This window comes from Amycolatopsis sp. M39 (genome assembly GCF_001651785.1).
Taxonomy (GTDB): Bacteria; Actinomycetota; Actinomycetes; order Mycobacteriales; family Pseudonocardiaceae; genus Amycolatopsis; species Amycolatopsis rubida.
The window spans coordinates 34,570-51,080 of sequence record NZ_LWSF01000040.1 but is presented as its reverse complement, the minus strand read 5'-3'; the positions used below and the strand labels follow the sequence as shown (position 1 = coordinate 51,080).

At 68.7% G+C, this 16,511-nt stretch carries 15 protein-coding genes, 3 tRNA genes and 1 pseudogene; 10 read left to right on the top strand and 9 right to left on the bottom strand.

Features of this window, described 5'->3' with window-relative positions; all coding sequences use genetic code 11:
- Positions 1–237: 237 nt before the first annotated feature.
- Positions 238–816, bottom strand: coding sequence for a PaaI family thioesterase (locus tag A4R44_RS43205; RefSeq protein ID WP_067594954.1), 579 nt, complete (start codon positions 814–816; stop codon positions 238–240).
- Between the two features lie 204 nt (positions 817–1,020).
- Here A4R44_RS43205 and A4R44_RS43200 point away from each other — a divergent pair, with 204 nt between their 5' ends.
- Positions 1,021–2,379 (top strand): MFS transporter, encoded by a 1,359-nt coding sequence (locus tag A4R44_RS43200; RefSeq protein ID WP_067594964.1) that lies wholly within the window; start codon positions 1,021–1,023, stop codon positions 2,377–2,379.
- A 353-nt stretch (positions 2,380–2,732) separates the two neighbouring features.
- On the opposite strand, the gene A4R44_RS43195 is transcribed toward A4R44_RS43200, so the two are convergent.
- The 4 genes from A4R44_RS43195 to A4R44_RS43180 all read right to left on the bottom strand — a co-directional run bounded on the left by A4R44_RS43195 (position 2,733) and on the right by A4R44_RS43180 (position 5,462).
- A complete protein-coding gene (locus tag A4R44_RS43195; RefSeq protein ID WP_143132350.1) occupies positions 2,733–3,233 on the bottom strand; it encodes a hypothetical protein in 501 nt (166 codons plus the stop codon).
- A gap of 5 nt (positions 3,234–3,238) precedes the next feature.
- Positions 3,239–3,784, bottom strand: a complete 546-nt coding sequence (locus A4R44_RS43190) for a SigE family RNA polymerase sigma factor (protein WP_067594949.1) — start codon at positions 3,782–3,784, stop codon at positions 3,239–3,241.
- A gap of 7 nt (positions 3,785–3,791) precedes the next feature.
- Entirely contained in the window at positions 3,792–4,091 is a 300-nt protein-coding gene (locus A4R44_RS43185; protein ID WP_067594946.1) for a hypothetical protein, read from the bottom strand.
- A gap of 162 nt (positions 4,092–4,253) precedes the next feature.
- The gene (locus A4R44_RS43180; protein ID WP_067594940.1) at positions 4,254–5,462 is read right to left on the bottom strand and encodes an Ig-like domain-containing protein; all 1,209 of its coding nucleotides are present in this window, start codon (positions 5,460–5,462) and stop codon (positions 4,254–4,256) included.
- 458 nt (positions 5,463–5,920) lie between these two features.
- Here A4R44_RS43180 and A4R44_RS43175 point away from each other — a divergent pair, with 458 nt between their 5' ends.
- Positions 5,921–6,124, top strand: coding sequence for a cold-shock protein (locus A4R44_RS43175; protein WP_003097368.1), 204 nt, complete (start codon positions 5,921–5,923; stop codon positions 6,122–6,124).
- A 927-nt stretch (positions 6,125–7,051) separates the two neighbouring features.
- On the opposite strand, the gene A4R44_RS43170 is transcribed toward A4R44_RS43175, so the two are convergent.
- On the bottom strand, positions 7,052–7,471 hold the full coding sequence (locus A4R44_RS43170; protein ID WP_067594937.1) for a hypothetical protein: 420 nt from the start codon (positions 7,469–7,471) through the stop codon (positions 7,052–7,054).
- Between the two features lie 450 nt (positions 7,472–7,921).
- On the opposite strand from A4R44_RS43170, the gene A4R44_RS43165 reads away from it, so the two are divergent.
- The 6 genes from A4R44_RS43165 (at position 7,922) to A4R44_RS43140 (ending at position 10,164) form a co-directional block, all read left to right on the top strand.
- The gene (locus tag A4R44_RS43165) at positions 7,922–8,173 is read left to right on the top strand and encodes a hypothetical protein (RefSeq protein ID WP_037807458.1); all 252 of its coding nucleotides are present in this window, start codon (positions 7,922–7,924) and stop codon (positions 8,171–8,173) included.
- Between the two features lie 380 nt (positions 8,174–8,553).
- A tRNA-Glu gene (locus A4R44_RS43160) sits at positions 8,554–8,626 on the top strand.
- A 14-nt stretch (positions 8,627–8,640) separates the two neighbouring features.
- Positions 8,641–8,714: transfer RNA gene (locus A4R44_RS43155), tRNA-Asp, on the top strand.
- A gap of 31 nt (positions 8,715–8,745) precedes the next feature.
- A tRNA-Phe gene (locus A4R44_RS43150) sits at positions 8,746–8,819 on the top strand.
- Between the two features lie 214 nt (positions 8,820–9,033).
- Positions 9,034–9,249, top strand: coding sequence for a cellulase N-terminal Ig-like domain-containing protein (locus A4R44_RS43145; protein WP_067594935.1), 216 nt, complete (start codon positions 9,034–9,036; stop codon positions 9,247–9,249).
- 108 nt (positions 9,250–9,357) lie between these two features.
- The gene (locus A4R44_RS43140) at positions 9,358–10,164 is read left to right on the top strand and encodes a glycoside hydrolase family 9 protein (protein WP_067594932.1); all 807 of its coding nucleotides are present in this window, start codon (positions 9,358–9,360) and stop codon (positions 10,162–10,164) included.
- Positions 10,165–10,200: 36 nt separating this feature from the next.
- On the opposite strand, the gene A4R44_RS43135 is transcribed toward A4R44_RS43140, so the two are convergent.
- A complete protein-coding gene (locus tag A4R44_RS43135; RefSeq protein WP_067594928.1) occupies positions 10,201–11,034 on the bottom strand; it encodes a hypothetical protein in 834 nt (277 codons plus the stop codon).
- Between the two features lie 156 nt (positions 11,035–11,190).
- Here A4R44_RS43135 and A4R44_RS47115 point away from each other — a divergent pair.
- Positions 11,191–11,871, top strand: a pseudogene (locus A4R44_RS47115) (arylamine N-acetyltransferase); the annotation flags it as partial.
- Positions 11,872–11,994: 123 nt separating this feature from the next.
- On the opposite strand, the gene A4R44_RS43130 reads toward A4R44_RS47115, so the two are convergent.
- Positions 11,995–14,700 carry an EAL domain-containing protein gene (locus A4R44_RS43130; RefSeq protein ID WP_095213987.1) on the bottom strand — a complete coding sequence of 902 codons (2,706 nt, stop codon included), beginning with the start codon at positions 14,698–14,700 and terminating at the stop codon, positions 11,995–11,997.
- A 117-nt stretch (positions 14,701–14,817) separates the two neighbouring features.
- Positions 14,818–15,822, bottom strand: coding sequence for a rhomboid-like protein (locus tag A4R44_RS49755; protein ID WP_232792052.1), 1,005 nt, complete (start codon positions 15,820–15,822; stop codon positions 14,818–14,820).
- 148 nt (positions 15,823–15,970) lie between these two features.
- Between A4R44_RS49755 and A4R44_RS43120 the strand changes: the two genes are divergently transcribed.
- On the top strand, positions 15,971–16,501 hold the full coding sequence (locus A4R44_RS43120; protein ID WP_067594925.1) for a hypothetical protein: 531 nt from the start codon (positions 15,971–15,973) through the stop codon (positions 16,499–16,501).
- Positions 16,502–16,511: the final 10 nt, after the last annotated feature.

Here is a 16,511-nt window from a genome sequence, read left to right as displayed (position 1 = left end):
GCGGGGGAGGGGCTGGGTGCCTCGATGGTCGGGTGCGTCGGCTGCGGGGAGGGGCTGGGTGCCTCGATGGTGGGTGCGTCGGCTGCGGTCTGCGGGTGGGGCGGTGAGGGGCTTCTTGAGGGAACCCGCGTTCGTGAAGGGGCCCCCTCGCGGGCCNCGTGAGGGGAACCCTGCGGGAATCAGAGTCAATGAGGGTGGCCCTCACGCACGTCGAGAGGGTTCGACTGGGGCGAGGGGTCAGGGGTTGATGTCCCACTCGCGTTTGTTGCGGCGGTGCTGTTCGGCTAGCTTCTCCAGCGCTTGCGGGTCGCCGTGGGTGCTGAAGTGCTCGAAGCCCACGGCGATGAATACCGCCCGGGCGTTCACCGCTACCGGGCCGTCCGCGGCGTCCAGGTGGCCGTCCGCGCTGACGTAGATTTTCCGGCCGGCGACTCCGTCCAGCCGGGCCTCGATGTATAACGTGGACCCGACCGGTACTGGGCGGCGGAAGTCCGTCTCAAGCTTTCCCGTTACCGCGGGGCGGTGCAGCAGGTTGCCGACGGTCGAGCCGAGCGCCTCGTCGAAGGCGCACGCCAGCAGGCCGCCGTGTGCGAGTCCGGGCGCGCCCTGGTGCGCGGAGGTCACGGTGAACTTCGAGTGCACCGTGTAACCCTCGCCGATGGCTGAGCGCAGGTGCAGGCCGTCGTCTACCTCGTCGCCGCAGCCGAAGCATTCGGCGAAGTGGGCGCCGAGTTCGGTGCCGGGGGCGGGGGCTTTCGGATGGATCTCCGGCGGCTCCACCGGCACGGGCGGCCACGGGCCGGAAACAGGACTCATGGGACGACGTTAACCCGGCGGAAGGACCCGCCGGCACCCGCCCTGACCGGCGCGGTCGCATTTCCTGAGCGCAGGGTAGTCGGAAAATTCCGCACGGTAGAAATTTCGCGACTCACCCTGCCAGCTTGGTTCAACAGGTCAAGACTGGGGAAATGTGCTCTACGGGATGGACCGGGACGTGTGCAGGAGGAGGTCACCGCCGGGATGAGTGAGCCAAAGACGGGGAAACCCGAGGTCGATCAGAGAACAGTCAAACGCGCGGTGATCGCGTCCGCGATGGGTAATGCGACCGAGTGGTACGACTACGGCGTGTTCACCTCGGGCGCGATCGCGACGAGTATCGGAACGCTGTTCTTCCCCGGCGAGGGCAACGCGGTGCTGAAATCGCTTGCCCTGCTGGCAGTCGGCTTCATCGTACGACCGTTCGGCGGAGCGTTCTTCGGCCCGTTGGGGGACAAGCTCGGCAGGCAGAAGGTTCTCGCGCTCACCATTCTGCTGATGTCCGGCTGCACCTTCCTGGTCGGCGTGCTGCCGACGTACTCAGGCGGGTACAGCATGGGCATCGCGGCTCCGATCGCGATCTTGCTGCTGCGGCTCATCCAGGGCTTCTCGACCGGTGGCGAGTACGGCGGCGCGGCGACGTTCATCGCGGAATACGCGCCGACGAAACGGCGCGGTTTCTTCGGTTCGTTCCTGGAGATGGGCACGCTGGCCGGCTACGTGCTGGGCAACGCGACCGTGCTGATCACCTCGCTGTCCCTGACGACCGAACAGTTCGACTCGTGGGGCTGGCGGATCCCGTTCTTCATCGCGCTTCCGATCGGTGCGATCGGGCTGTACCTGCGGTCGAAGCTCGAGGACACGCCGGAGTTCCGCAGGCTCGAGGCGGCGGGCGAAAAGGCGGAGAAGGCTCCGCTCAAGGAGACCATCCAGCGCAACTGGCGAATGATCCTCAACCTGATCGGGATCGTGCTGCTGGTCAACATCGCCGACTACATGCTGCTGACCACGATGCCGTCGTACTTCACCGACACGCTGAAGATCGGCGACACCGAATCCAGCCTGATCATCATCGGCGTGGAGATGGTGCAGTTCGCGTTGCTGATCCCGCTGGGCGCGCTGTCCGACCGGATCGGCCGGAAACCGTTGATGCTCACCGCGGCGATCGGGTTCATCGTGCTGAGCTGGCCCAGCATCAAGCTGATGCAGACGGGCAGCCTTCTGTGGCTGATCATCGGCTTCCTGGTCGTGGCGATCCTGCTGGCGCTGCTGCTCGCGGTGATCGGCTCGACGTTCCCGGCGATGTTCCCGACGCGCGTGCGCTACGGCTCGTTCGCCATCGGCTACAACATCTCGACGTCGCTGTTCGGTGGTACCTGCGGCGTGATCGTCACGGCGTTGATCGACAGCACCGGCAACGCGGACTGGCCGGCGTACTACTTGATCGCCGCGGCGCTCATAGCGCTGGTCCCGATCATCAAGATCCCGGAGACGGCCCAGGTGCCGATCGAGCAGATCGACACCGCGGACACCGGCGGCAAGTTCGTCGGCGCCGGCAAATGAGCGGCTGAGCCGACCCGAAAACCGCCCTCCGTCCATTAAGGACAGAGGGCGGTTTTTCGGTTGCGAGTCAGCTGTTCTGCGTCGCCTCGACCGCCTGCGGAGCGAAGCGCTTGCGGGCCCAAGCTGCCAGGCCACCGGCGACCACGACGGCAACAACGGTTTCGATCATCAGTGCAACGAGCACCATGGTGCTTCCTCCTCAGGTTCTCGGGCCGGCCAATGGTGTGCCGGCTGAGCGACTGGTTCGACGGCCGCTCCGGCCGTCACTGAGAACATCGCCCCGGAAGCCTGGGATATTTCGTCGAAAACCCACTTGATCTGGTGACCTCCACCACTCTTGCCGCGAATGCGTTTCACCTGGAGGTCGAGCTGGGTAACGAGGTGCTTCCCGCAGGTGAACGCATAGCCGCGGGGGCCCGTTCGCCCGCGGTCGGATGCGCTCGCGGGGGCGCGGGCACCCGGGACGTGCCCGCTCGCGGACCGGTCGGCTCCGCCGGCGGTTGCCTGTCCGGCGAACCCGGGCTCACCTCCGGACCGGGTGTCGGCACCTGTGCCGGATCCGACGGCGCCTTCGTCGGCGCGGCCGGACTGGAGGGGGCGGGCGAGACGGTGGCGAGCCCCGGTCCGGCAGGCATGACCGGCGGCTGCTCGGTCCCGCGGCTGCCCACCGCGAGACCGGCCAGCACGACTACCGCGACCGTCGCGGCGGAGCTGCCCGCGACCGCCCAGCGCTTGCGCCTGCGACGGACGGCGGCACCGCGCACGATCACGTCCGCGGCGCCGACCTGCATGGGCGGGCCGTCCGGCGTGCGAGCGAACAGCGCGCGCACATCCTCGGCATCATCGGAGACCATCTCGTTCACCTCCTTCCAGGCACGGGCAGTGCCTCGAAATGCGGACCCAGCCGGGTCCGCAGGGTGGCCAGACCGCGTGCGGCCTGGCTTTTCACCGTGCCGGTCCGGCAGCCGAGCGCCGCGGCGGTCTCCTCGACGGACAGGTCCTCGAAGTACCGCAGCACGAGCACCGCGCGCTGGCGCGGGGCCAGCACGGCGAGGGCCTGCTGGATCAGCTGGTCGTGCTCAGTCTCGGCGGCAGGAGCCGGGACGTCGGGTGGTGCGTCGGTGAGCCGCTCCCGTTTCCAGCGGCTGCGGCGGTTTTCCGCGAGGAAAGTGCGCAGCACGATTTTGCGCGCGTAGGCGTCGAGCGCGTCGTGCCGGGCCAGCCGCGGCCAGGCGAGGTACAGCTTGAGCAGCGCCGCCTGTGCGAGATCCTCGGCCCGGTGCCAGTCCCCGCACAGCAGGTAGGCCGTGGACCGCAGGCTGTGCGCGCGCTCGCCGAAGTACCGGGCGAACTCGCCGTCCCACGACGAGTTCTGCCCGGACGCCGGACGGGAGCGGGAAGGCACCGGGCGATCAGCCCCAGACCGAGGGCAGGTGCAGGTCGCCGGTCGGGCCCGCGGGCACGGCGGTCGGGACGCGCTTGGACTTCGCGGGCTGCCCCGGGGCGGCGACCCTCGGCGCGGCCGGGGCGGCGGTCTGGCGTTCCGTGGGCACCGGGGCCGGGGCAGCGGTGGGCCGCTCGGCCGGGGCGGTCTTCGTCGGGGCCGGCTGCGCCGAGGGCGGGGCGTCCGCGGCGAAAGCGACCGCGCCGCCGGTCAGCGCGCCTCCGGCGAGCAGCAGCGAACCGATGGCGAGAGCGAAGCGAACACGCACGAGTTTCCTCCTGGTTCAGGCGAGCGCCGGGTGGCGCCTCTCTGCTCTAGTCATGCGGTCGGCGGTCGCCGGGGTTGCATCGGATTTTTCCGGCCGGGACAGCGAACGGCCGGGAGCGTTCGAGAGCTCCCGGCCGTCCGGTTGGCGCTTGTTCGGTTGTGCTCAGGCGGCCAGCGCCGACAGCTTGGTCCACGCCGCCCAGTCATAGGTCCAGTCGCTGTAGTCGCCGTCCTTCGGGCCCAGCTGCTGGGTGCTGCCGGAGATCTCCACCGGGTCGCCGGGAAGGACGCTGTCGTAGTAGATCTTCGCGTTCTTCGGCGACAGGTTGAGGCAGCCGTGCGAGATGTTCTGCTTGCCCTGCGCGTAGATCGACCCCGCGAGACCGTGGATGAACTCGCCGTTGTTGGAGATCCGGACCGCCCACGGCACGTTCACGTCGGTGTAGTGGTAGCGCGGGTTGCTCATCGAGTAGGTCGCGTGCTTGGACATCACCACGTGCGTGCCGCTGTGCGTGACGCGGCCCGGGTCGGAGTCGAGGCCGTAGCTCACCGGGAAGTCCATGACCTGCTGGCCGTCGCGGATGACCTGCATGGTGTGTTCCTGGGTGTTGCCCTTGACGATCTGCGACCGGCCGATGGTGAAGCTCGCCGAGACGTCCTGTTTGCCGTAGACGCCGTCGCCCATCGAAACGCCGTAGACGTTGGCCGAGACGATGACCTTCGTGTTCGGCTTGAAGTACTCCTTCGGCCGCCAGTGCACCGACGTGTTGCCGTTGAGCCACGCCCACGCGCCCTCGGTCTTCGGCGTGGTTTCCACCGACAGCGCGCGCTCGACGGCGGCCTTGTCCTTGACCGCGCTCGGGAACGTGAGTGCGATCGGCATCGCGATGCCGTAAGTCTGCCCGTCGCCGACGTTCAGGCTGCCCTGCATCTGGCGGCGCGGTTTGACCGTGGTGAACGAGCCGTTGATCGGGACCTGCTTGCCGTCCTCGCCGATGGCCTGCCCGGACCAGGTGTAGGTCTTGCCGTAGCCGAGATCTTCGGTGCTGCTCCAGCTCTTCTTGTCCGGGGACTGCTGTCCCTGTACCTGTTTGCCGTCGGCGTTCGTGAGCGTGACGGCCCCGATGGTGCCGTTCGCGACGGTCACCTTCGCCGGTTCGCCCGGCGCCACGTCGCCTGTGCCGGAGGCTGGCGTGAGCGCCACGGCCGCCGGTTTCACCGGCGTGGCCGGCGCCTCGGTAGGCCCGCCGCCCGCGGTCCCGCCCGCGTTCACGCTCGACCCGCCGCTGCTGCACGCCCCGAGCGTCAGCGCGGCGATCAAGCCCAGCACCGCGACGCCGGCCCGGCGGCGTGCGAAGTGTCGGATTGTCACACCGATCCCCAATCTCCCCTTGGTACCCCGAACACCCAGACGTCCCGAGATGCCTTCACGTTCACCGGAAACGGGGTGACCAGCATCACACTGCACCGAGTGACCATTACGGAAGCGGCTCGACCGACCGCGCACTGTGCATCCCCGAAATGCGCTGGGTGTACTGGATCAGAGTAGTCGCGGGGTCCGACAGCGGTGCGTAGGCGGCGATACGACGTTCCGGTGATGCGCGCACGTCGGAACCGATCCTTGCGATCAACGGGGTTCAGATTTGGTGAGATCCCGGTAGGCTGCTGACCAGGCCGTCGTTTTGCGTGTTCGTGGCTTCACACTCGCGGAACTTCTGACGCGAGCCGTGGGGCCGAAAAGCTCTTCGCTCGTCTCGTTGGAACCGCCCGGGACGGCCTGGGTGCCGCTTCGGTGGCATTCGAAGCGGATCTGTTACGAGGAGTACAGCGGTGGCGCAAGGCACTGTGAAGTGGTTTAACGCGGAGAAGGGCTTCGGCTTCATCGCGCAGGACGGCGGCGAAGGCGACGTTTTCGTGCACTACTCGGAGATCGAGGGACGCGGCTTCCGCACCCTTGAGGAGAACCAGCGAGTGGAGTTCGAGGTCGGCCAGGGGCAGAAGGGCCCGCAGGCCCAGAAGGTCCGCGCGATCTGAGTCAGGCCCGCGCGTTTTCTCAGGCCTGAAAGAAGGGCCCCGACGGGATTTCCCGTCGGGGCCTTTTTTCATTGCGGGTTCCGTTGTGGGGAATGTTTGGAGCGACGGTTACCGCGGTCGATCCGGGCGGGGTTGGGTCGACGGTTGCCGGGTGTGCGGGTGCGCCACCGGGTGCTGGGGTTTCGGGCGGGCTACCGGGCTGGGCTCGCGGTTGCGGGCTGGTTTGGCGGGTCTCGTCGAGGCTTCCGGCACGGACGGGCGACGCCGGAACGGATGGTTGCTCGACTGTGGGTGGGCTGTGTGGTCTGACCCGGTTGGGTGGCGCTGGCCGCTGCGGCTGGAGGCCGGGGCTCTCGTGAGTGGCAAGCACGGTTTTAACCGTGATCGCTGCTCACGACGCTGCGCTGCGCCGCTCTTGCCNCGCCGCTCGCGACTCATGCTGCGCTGCGCCGCTCTTGCCAGGTGATCGCCGCTTACGACTCGTGCTGCGCCGTCCTTGCCAGGTGATCGCCGCTCGCGACTCATGCTGCGCTGCGCCGCTCTTGCCAGGTGATCGCCGCTTACGACTCATGCTGCGCTGCGCCGCTCTTGCCAGGTGATCGCCGCTTACNGCCGCTCGCGACTCATGCTGCGCTGCGCCGCTCTTGCCAGGTGATCGCACACCTTGCCGCCATCTTGCCGCCACCCGACAGCAGCGGCCGGGCCCATCGCTCCTCAACTGGCTTCCGGCAACTGGCTTCCGCTGGCTTCCGGCGCGGCGGTCTCGCCACCCTCTGCCATCCTCCGCCGCCCGCCGCGCCGCCCGTTCCGCGGCCAAGACCGCAGCGTCCCACCCACCGGAACCGCGGCTCTGCGGCGACTCCGGAAAAGGGAAAACCCCCGGCCGTCGGGGGAAGCCGGGGGTTTTCGTTCGGGGGGGGGCGGGGATCAGCGTCCGACGAGGGGCTGTTCGAACGTCTCCGCCGGGAAGTGGAATTCGTCGGTCATCGCGTCGGAGTGGCGGCGCTCCTGGGCGGAGGCGGCCTGGCCCTCCCACGAGAGACGCTCCAGGATCCATTCCTGCGCCAGGGCCTGCGGGGTCAGGTTCCTGGCGACGGCGATGTCCTTGAGCTGCTGGCTGGCGATGAGGTTCATGCGCAGCTGGTAGACCTGCGCGTCGCCGAAGCGGCTGCCGGTTCCGGTGCTCTCCGGGTCGGAGTCCGGGGCGAGGGCGGCGAGGTAGCTGGTGAGCTCCTTGTCCTCGACGACTTCGTCGCCGACGGCCTTGGCGGCATTGCGATGCCGCCCGCTCGAGACGGCTTTGAGATTCGTGCGGCTGCTGAGGCGGCCGAGGGAGGGAAGAGGCACGCGGTCACGATAACGGTTGGGTCTCGACAAGGAAACCACTGTGAGCCACGACACACGCATTTCTATGCCCGGCAAGCCTAATTCGATCACCTGTTCAGCCCAGCCGGCAAACGCATTTCGCGACTGTCTGTTGATCAGGGTACGGGGAGTGGATCCGCAGGTCAGTGCCGATGTGCGGAAATGGAGAGACCCCCGCGCCAGGGGGAGGAACGCGGGGGTCGGAGGGGATCTCCACAGGCGCTGACCGGGGGTGTGTCAGCAACACCGATTGTTGCACGAGTTCCGGGGATCGGCGAGGGGAAGCCGGGAGAAATCGTTCTGCGCGATCTTGGAATGCGTTACCAGGGAAGCTTCGGAGAGTGTTCGCAGGTTCACTCTCCGGGGGGCTGCCGGTGCCGCTCGTCGCTGGTTAGCCTCGCGGCCAGTTGTTGCGAACCGCACGGAGGGGCCATGAGCGGATCGGTCGAAGTTCGTCAGTTCCTCCTTCGGTACGAAGGTGCCGACGGGGGAAGCACGTCACTGTCCGGCGGCGTGCCGGCGCAGCGCGGGTCGTCGGAAGGGCAACGGGTCTCCGACGACCAGGTCCGCCGAGCCCGCCTGGCCGTCGCGGCCGGCGCGCTCGACGTGGAGGACTGCGCGCAGTTGCTGGAGATGCTCGGGCTGAGTCCGGGCGACGACGGTCAGGCTCCCGTGCAGCGCTGAGGGTCTGGACGCTGGGTTCGCGGGTCCGGGCGGAGCCGGCTGCCGGTGTTCGGTCGCCAGCGCGTCCGGCTCGCCGTCCTGGTGACGAACTGCCCGAACTCGTGTCTCGGTGGCCGGGAAGGCCCGGATTCCCGGCGTGCGCGACCGTCTCCGGCGTAGAGTGGCGTGGCGCACACCGGTCGCCGGGCCCGGCTTCGAAGCGGCCGATCGGCGGGAGGTGGCGCGGCCGGATCGTTGGTGCTGGCGTTACCGCAGGCAGGAGGCTCGCCGATCGCTTAATGAACCCCCCGTGCAAAGCCCTTGGAACGTGCCCTATGCTTGTAATCGCTCCCAGGGGAACACCTGAGAGCGCGGTCGGTCGGTCCACCGAAACCGATCGGGCTCCCATCGTTCAGTGGCCTAGGACTCCGCCCTTTCAAGGCGGCAACGCGGGTTCGAATCCCGTTGGGAGTACGCAGTACCAGTAAGGCCCTGTGGCGCAGTTGGTTAGCGCGTCGCCCTGTCACGGCGAAGGTCGCGGGTTCGAGTCCCGTCAGGGTCGCAAGATCGTTCGGCTCCTAGCCGGCGTTCCCGGCCAGGTAGCTCAGTTGGTACGAGCGTCCGCCTGAAAAGCGGAAGGTCGCCGGTTCGACCCCGGCCCTGGCCACAGCGAATTTCGGTGAAGCAGCCCCCATCCAGCGGATGGGGGCTTTTTCGTCGCCTCGATCTGCCAGGCGGTCGCCGTTCGGCGGCAGTTTTGCCAACCCGCTGGATCGCTACTTAGCCGCAATGACCTCTCAAAAGGTCTGGACCACCGGAGGTCGAGTATGCCGGGAGATGTTGCCGGATCGGCGGCGGTGGGGGTCGGGGCAGTGGGGGCGATGACTCCGTTCGGAGCCGAGGCGGGGGCCGTCGAGGGGCGATCCGGGGTGGCGGTTTACGCGAACAACGTCGGTTACGCACCCGGCGCGCCCGAGCGGGCGGTGCTCGCGATCGAATCGCCGCGGGCGATCCCGAGGTTTACCGTCGCGGACGTCGCTATCGGGAAGGTCGCCTTCACCGGCAGCCCGCACCCGACGGCTCAGGTCCCGGGATAGGACGACCGGCATTACTGGACCGCGGACTTCTCCGCGCTGAAGACCGAGGGCGAGTACGTCCTGCTCGCCGCGGACGGGCGGTCGCAGCCGTTTCGCATCGATCAGCTGGTGCTTGAGCGCTACACGCTCTCCCCTGTCGTGCACTACTTCAAGGGCACCCGCAGCTCGGACCGGTTCGATCGCCGGGACCGGCAAGCGTCGATCGGCCCCAAGACCACGCAGGTCATGGACGCGCACGGCGCCTGGTACGACGCGACCGGCGACTTCGGCGAGCATTTCACGCAGCTGTCGGACCGCAGCTACTTCAACACTCTCCAGATCCCGCTCACTGCCTGGGTGCTGGCCAAGGCGTACCAGCGGCTCACCGCGCGCGGCGACCCCGACTACCTGCGCCGGGTCAAACTTGACGGCGGCACCTTCGTCGCCTCGGTCATCCAGCCTGGACCGCCGAAGGATCCGAAGCTGCGGTACGTCCTCGCGAACAGCGACGGCGAGCCTGTCCAGGTGAATTACCGCGAGGGCGGCGGGGTCGCGATCGCGGCGCTGGCTGCGGCGGCGACGTTGGACGCGTCGGGCGACTACTCGCACGAGGAGTATCTGGCGACAGCGAAAGCCGCGTTCGAATTCCTGGAGCAGCACAACGTCGAGATGACCAATGACGGCAAGGAAAACATCCAGGACGACTACGGTGCGTTGCTGGCGGCGGTCGAGTTGTACCAGGTGACCAAGAAACCAGCGTACCGCGAAGCAGCGGATCGCCCGGCGCAGAACCTGTTGCAGCGCTTGGTTTCCTGGAAGTCTTACCGGGATTACGGAGCCTGGTCGTGCCCAGCACGAGCCGGTCCGGTCCCCGGCTCGCCGTGGGCGTTCACGAGCGCTCGGCCACACAACCGGATCGTGCCCGGCACGAGCTGAATCGTGCCGGGCACGCCGGTGGCCGCGAACTCGAAGCTAGATCAACGGCCCGCGGAACTTGGTCGTCCCCGGAACAAGCTGGACTGTCCCGAGCCCGCTGTGCGCGCTCGCGTACTGCAGCTCGCGCGACAGATCGCCAACGCCGTTCGTGCCCGGCTGCGGCAGCAGGTTCAGCGTGCTCAGCACCCCGAGTGCGTTGCCGTCACGGTCGAGGAAGCCGCTGCCGGAGTCGCCGGGGATGCCGGGGGTCACGGTGAGCACCGTGTGGCTCCAGCCGCTGCCGGTGTCCCCCAAACTGGTGCCCTGTTTGGGGGACAGTTGGGTGATCCCGCCGCGCAGTTCTGAATTGCCGTAGCTGAGCACGGTACCCAGTTGCTTCGTGCCGGTCGTGTGCACGCCGGTCGGCCCGCCCCAGAACGGCAGGCTCGGGTTGACCTTCGACACGTCCGCGGGGTCGATCTTCACGAGTGCGAGGTCGTTGTACTGACAAGTGTTCGCGTCCGCTTCGTGGCGGGACTGCATGGTCAGCCACGAGTTGTAGACGAGCGTGCCTGGCTTGCTCGCCCCGGTGATCTCGACCGGGGTGCCGATCGGGAGCGAACCGGCGGAGCAGCCGTTCGTTTCGGTCGAACCGCCGGTGCCGGAGCAGTGCGCGGCCTGCCCGAGGAACACGTCGGTTCCGTTGCTGTACACGAAGTTCGAGGTGCACTGCGCCCCGTTGGTGTGCGTCTGCACCCCGGGGTGCACGGCTGCGGTGCCGGCCGGGGCCCAGGTCGGGGCCGCCGCCCACGCGGTCGCGGGCAGCAACGCGGCGGCGGTCGCCAGTGCCGTCACCGCACTGGCCCGGGCCAGTGGTCGAGGGGTCTTCATCGGGCTCCCTTCGAGAAGGCCAGCACTCACTCGAACGTGTGCTACTGACCGGTAGGCATCGGGGCTACATCACACCAGAGAGTGGCGCCAGTCACAACCGTTGTGACCCTGGGTGACTATTGACCTAGAGCTGGCTGGAGGTTGCAGACTGATCGCATGGCTGGGGAATGGAACATCGAGGCAGCAGACGTCGACGCCTACCTCGCCCGCGTGGGGCAGCGCCGGGAGGAACCGTCCGCGTCGGCGCTGGGGCGGCTGGCGCAGGCGCACGTCGAGACGATCCCGTTCGAGAACGTCGACGTGGTGATCGGCCGGCATCGCGGGATCGAGCTGGAGGTCGTCAGCGAGAAGCTCGTCGGGCGGCGCCGGGGCGGGTACTGCTACGAGCAGGCCGGGTTGTTCGCGGCCGTCGCGGAGCAGCTGGGTTACCAGGTGCAGCGCACGGTCGCGCGGGTGCAGCCGCGCAAGAGCGGTCCGTATACGCACATGACGCTCGTGATTACCGTTGAGGGGCAACAGTTTCTCGTGGACGTCGGGTTCGGTGCCGGGATACTGGTGCCGATGCCGTTGATCGACGGGGCCGAGGTGGACCAGGCCGGGTGGAGGCACCGGATGACCTTGCGCGAGGGCTGGTGGGTGCTGCAGAAACAGGACGCCGATGGCTGGGACGACCTGCACGAGGTGCTTCCGCTGGTGCACAGCCGTCCGCTGGACTACCAGGTGTTCCACCACTACACGTCCACGCACCCGAAATCCCCGTTCACCGGGCGAGTCGTGGTGATGCGGCTCGAACCCGGGCGGTTCCGCCGGCTGCTCGGCCGCGAGTACCAGGAAAGCCGCCCGGACGGCACGGTCGAGACGCGCACGATCGAACCGGTCGATCTCGGCAAGACGCTGGAGGACCTCGACGTCTTCCTTGCCGAGGACGNCCGAGGACGAGCTGGCGGCGCTGCTCAAGACTTACTGAAACAACTCCGCGGCGGCCAGCGGCCGGCCCAGGTGATAGCCCTGGGCCTGGTCGCAGCCAAGTTCTCGCAGCAGCGCAAGCTCTTCCGCGGTTTCGACGCCTTCCGCCACCACTGTCAGATCCACCGCGTGCGCCATCGCGATGATGCTCGTGACGATCGCGGCCGCGTCGCGGGAATCTGCGATTCCAGTGATGAAGGAGCGGTCGATCTTGAGCGTGTCCAGCGTCAGCCGACGCAGCTGGGCCAGCGACGAGTAGCCAGTGCCGAAGTCGTCGATCGCCAGCAGGACACCGAGGGAACGCAAGGCGGACAACACTTCCGCGGCCGCCGACGTATCGCGCATGAGGGCGCTTTCGGTGACTTCCAGCGTCAGCGAGCCGGGCGGCAGGCCGGTGGTGGCCAGAGCGTCGCGGACCGCGGGCACCAGGTGCGGGTCGTCCAGCTGCCGGACCGAGAGGTTGACCTTCAAGCTGAGGTCGAGGCCCCGGCCGGTGCGCAGGGCGGCCAGTTCGCGCGTGGTGTCGCGCAGGACGTACTTGCCCAGTACGTTGATCAGTTCGCTTTCCTCGGCCAGCGGGATGAATTCCGCCGGCGAGATCGCGCCGTGTTTCGGGTGGGTCCAGCGCAGCAGGGCCTCGACGCCGACCATTTCGCCAGTGCGCAGGTCGACCACCGGCTGATAAGCGGGCCATAACTGTTCACTGTGGACAGCGTCGCGGAGGTCCTGTTCCATCCGCAGCCGACGCTGCATGCGCCTCCGCAGGGCGACGTCGAAGAACTCGAACCGGCCGCGGCCGCGGGATTTCGCTTGGTACATCGCGACATCCGCGTCGCGCAGCAGGTCCTCCGCGCTGCGGCGGTCGCCCGGCTCCACGAGCACGATGCCCATGCTCGCGTCCAGGTGCAGTTGCCTGCCGTGCACCGAAACCGGTTCCGCCAGCACCGAACGCAGGTGCGCGGCGAACACGCCGACCTGCGCCGGACCGGTCGTCGCGGACGTCACGACCACGAACTCGTCGCCGCCCAGCCTGCCGACGACGTCCTCGGGGCCGGTGGCGCGGCGCAGCCGTTCGCCCGCGATGCGCAGGACCTGGTCGCCGACCGGGTGGCCGAGCGAATCGTTGATCAGCTTGAACTTGTCCAGGTCGAGGAACAGCACGGCGGCCTCCTCGGCGCCGTCGCGGCGGTCGAGCCGGTCCAGGACCAGGGTGCGGTTGGCGAGGCGGGTCAGCGGGTCGTGCGTCGCCTCGTGGGCCAGCCGGGCGCTGATCGCGCGCCGTTCGGTGATGTCGGTGAAGGAGGTGACCACCGAGACGCCCTTCGGGTCGTCCGGATCGAGCAACCGCGACGTCAACGACACCCACACGTCGCGGCCGTCGGGGCGGCGCAGGCGCACGACCAGTCCGTTGTGCGTGATCCCGGTGCGGCGCGTGTGCATGGACGGCAGCTCGTCGTCCGGGATCCGGTTGCCGTCCTCGTCGAACAGCACGAGCGTCGTGCACGGCACGCCGAGCAGCTCCGCTTCGGGGACCCCGAGGATGCGGCAGGCGGACGGGTTCGCCGACTGGATCAGCCCGGTCGGGCCGATCACCAGTACGCCCTCGTCGAGTGCGGCGACGACCGTCGCGTAGTGCTGTTCTACGCGGCGACGTGCGGTTTCGTCCGTGCAGACGAGGAGGAAGCCGTCGACGGTCTCGGTCGCGGACACCCGGACCTGCCGCGGCGAGCCGTCCCGGCCGCGGTGGGTTTGCTCGGCGACGCCGTCGCGGATCGAGGCCGGGTCCGGGTCGATGCCGAGTACCTCGTGCACCCGCCTGCCGAGCGCTTCCGGGGCGGGCCAGCCGTAGACGGTCTCGGCGGCCGGGTTCCAGCCGGTGACGATGCCCTCGGCGGTGATCGTGACGATGGCGTCGCTGACGTGCGTGACCAGCGCTTCCTGTGCGTGGACAGCGGCCGCGGCGGCGTGTTTGACGGTGCTGTCGCGGATCACCACCTGGTAGGACGGCGGGTTCGAGTCGCTGGTGCGCACCGAAACGGTCTCCGCCACGAATTTGCTCCCGTCCAACCGTTTCAGCACCGCTTCGCGGGGTTCCGCGCTGGGATCCTCCAGCAGCTGCGTGGATTCGGCCGCCACGAAGTCCGCGAACTCGCGGCTGACGACCTCGTGCGCCGCCCGTGCCGCGAACAGGTCGAGCGCGGCCTGGTTGGCGTAGGTGACGACACCGCCCGAGTACACGCAGATCGCGTCCGGGCTCTGCTCCATCAGCAACCGGTACCGGTCGGACAGCTCCGCGAGGTCGGACTTCTCCGGCGCCGTTTCCGCGACCGCCGAGGCGACGCCGAGCAGGCCGGTCGTGTGGTCCTGTTCGCCGACGGTCCGCGCGCGCAGCCGGATGCGGCGCGGGGTGCCGTCGGGGCCGTCCTGCGGCTGTTCGAGTTCGAAATCGCGGCCGGGCGGGGTGCGGCGGAGGTTCGCGGTGAGCGGGCGGAGCAGTTCGGTGAGCCGGTCGCACAGCTCCTTGCCGGTCGCGCCGGGGAGGCCGAGCACCGCGTCGAGGCCGGGCAGCCAGGTGAGGGTCGCCGGTTCGGAGGCGTGCAGGGAGAACAGGACCCCCGCGCCGGCGTCCGGCCGCAGGCCCGCGAGCTGGGCGCGCCGGGTGATTCCACCCGGTTCGCCGGCCAGGGCGTCAGCCTCCATGGTGCTTCCGATCCCCCTTGTCGGCGTATGGCCCGTCGATTACACCACCGAGTGAAGCCCGTGTATATCCGCACGGGCAGCTGCTTGCGTCACTCGTCCGGACGCCGCCGGCGGGTGCTATCGGGCGATGCGGGGCACGCTGCGCAGTCGCGGACCCCACACGAGCAGGCCGAAGTGGGCCGCACAGGCATGTCCGAGGACGGTCACCACGGACGCGAGACTGGCCGGGTCGTCGGTCACGTAGACGCCGATAACGAATAGCTCAAGGGCCACGATCCCGGCGATCCGAGCCCGCCCGCGCAGCAGCGCGACGAGCACGCCGGCGGTGGTGAGGAAGCCGTAGCTGACTCCGATGTCGAGCCAGCGGCCCGCGGAATGCGGCAGCACGTCGGTGTGGATCAGGGCCATCACCGGCAGTTCGGTGGCGATCGTGGCGAGCACGTGCCCGCTGAAGAAGACCAGCGCCGTCCGGAGCCCGCCGAACCGCCGCTCGAACGGGGCGACCGCGATCGCGAAGATCACCGCGTACGGCAGCCAGCCGCCGCCGGCGATCCAGAACGCGCTGGTCAGGAGTGCGGTCAGGGGGTGGCGCGCCATGTTGTGCGCGTCGGTGCTGGAGACCGTGAGGAGTTTGCCGGTGAGCGTGGAGCTGCCGAACCGGATCAGCAGCGAGGTGCCGAGGAGCAGCACCAGGTAGCCGAAGGTGAACGGCGTGGACCGCGGGCTGGGGACGAGGCGCAGCCAGGCTCGCTTGGGCCGCCAGGTCGCGGGGACGGCGGCCAGGAAGGGAAGCCTCGGCGCGGGCTGGACGAGTCCGAGCGAGCTGGCGGCCGGGTCGTTCTTGACCAGCACGGCGGTCGCCGTAGGCCGCGAGGATCCGTCGATGATCTCGACCAACGGGGTGCCGCCTGCTCTGCCGGGGGTCGCTGCCGCGGTGGTGGCCGGTTCGGGGATTTCGGTGCCCGGCCCCGGCTTCCCGGCCATCGGGACGGCGGACGGCCGTGCGCGCAACCACGTCAAGGAGCGCCACTTCCGGGGGGTTCCGGTGGTGGCAGCAGTGCGTGCCGGGCGGGGTGCCGGATCCGGCTCGCGCAGCGACATGCGTCCAGAGTGGCTGGGCATGCTGGGATTTTGGCTAAGCGCAGCTGTGAATGCGCTGTGATTCACACCCGCTAGAGTGAGCACTCTGGGTAGAAGGTTTCACTCTTTGTCACCCGTTCGGTGGCCGCATCCGGTAGGAATAGGCCACTCCTGGTGAAAGGTCTCGCTGGTGAACGACGAGGTTTCGGTCGCCGAGCTGTTGGTGCGCGAAGGACACGAACGACGGATTCCGCCGCCGTCCCGGTCCAGGTGGCGCATGGTTTCGGTGATGCTCGCGGTGATCGTCGGCTGCGGGGCGGCGGCCATGCTCGTCTCGTACGGGACCACGGCGAACGACGGGGCCGCCCGGATCACCGAGATGCGCGTGATCGAGATGCCGGACCGCACCGGCGGCGCGGGCGGCGTCGACGAGACGAACCCGCCGACGCCCACCGGCGAGGAAACCGAAGAGGGCACTGCCGGGGTCGGGGACGCGCCTTCTGGCAAGGCGAATGTCAATCCGTTTGGCGAGCACAGCACCGCGGATCACCCGGCTGATTCCGCTCCGGCGCATCCGTCGTCGAGCGAGCGGCCGGAAACGACCGGTCCGGCCGGGCCGACGCAGCCGTCGTCGACCACGTCGGGTCCGTCGACTTCCAGCCAGCCGTCGTCGCCGAGCAGTCACGAGCCGCCTTGTGTTTTGAACATCATTTGCCTTTAGGGCTGGTTGG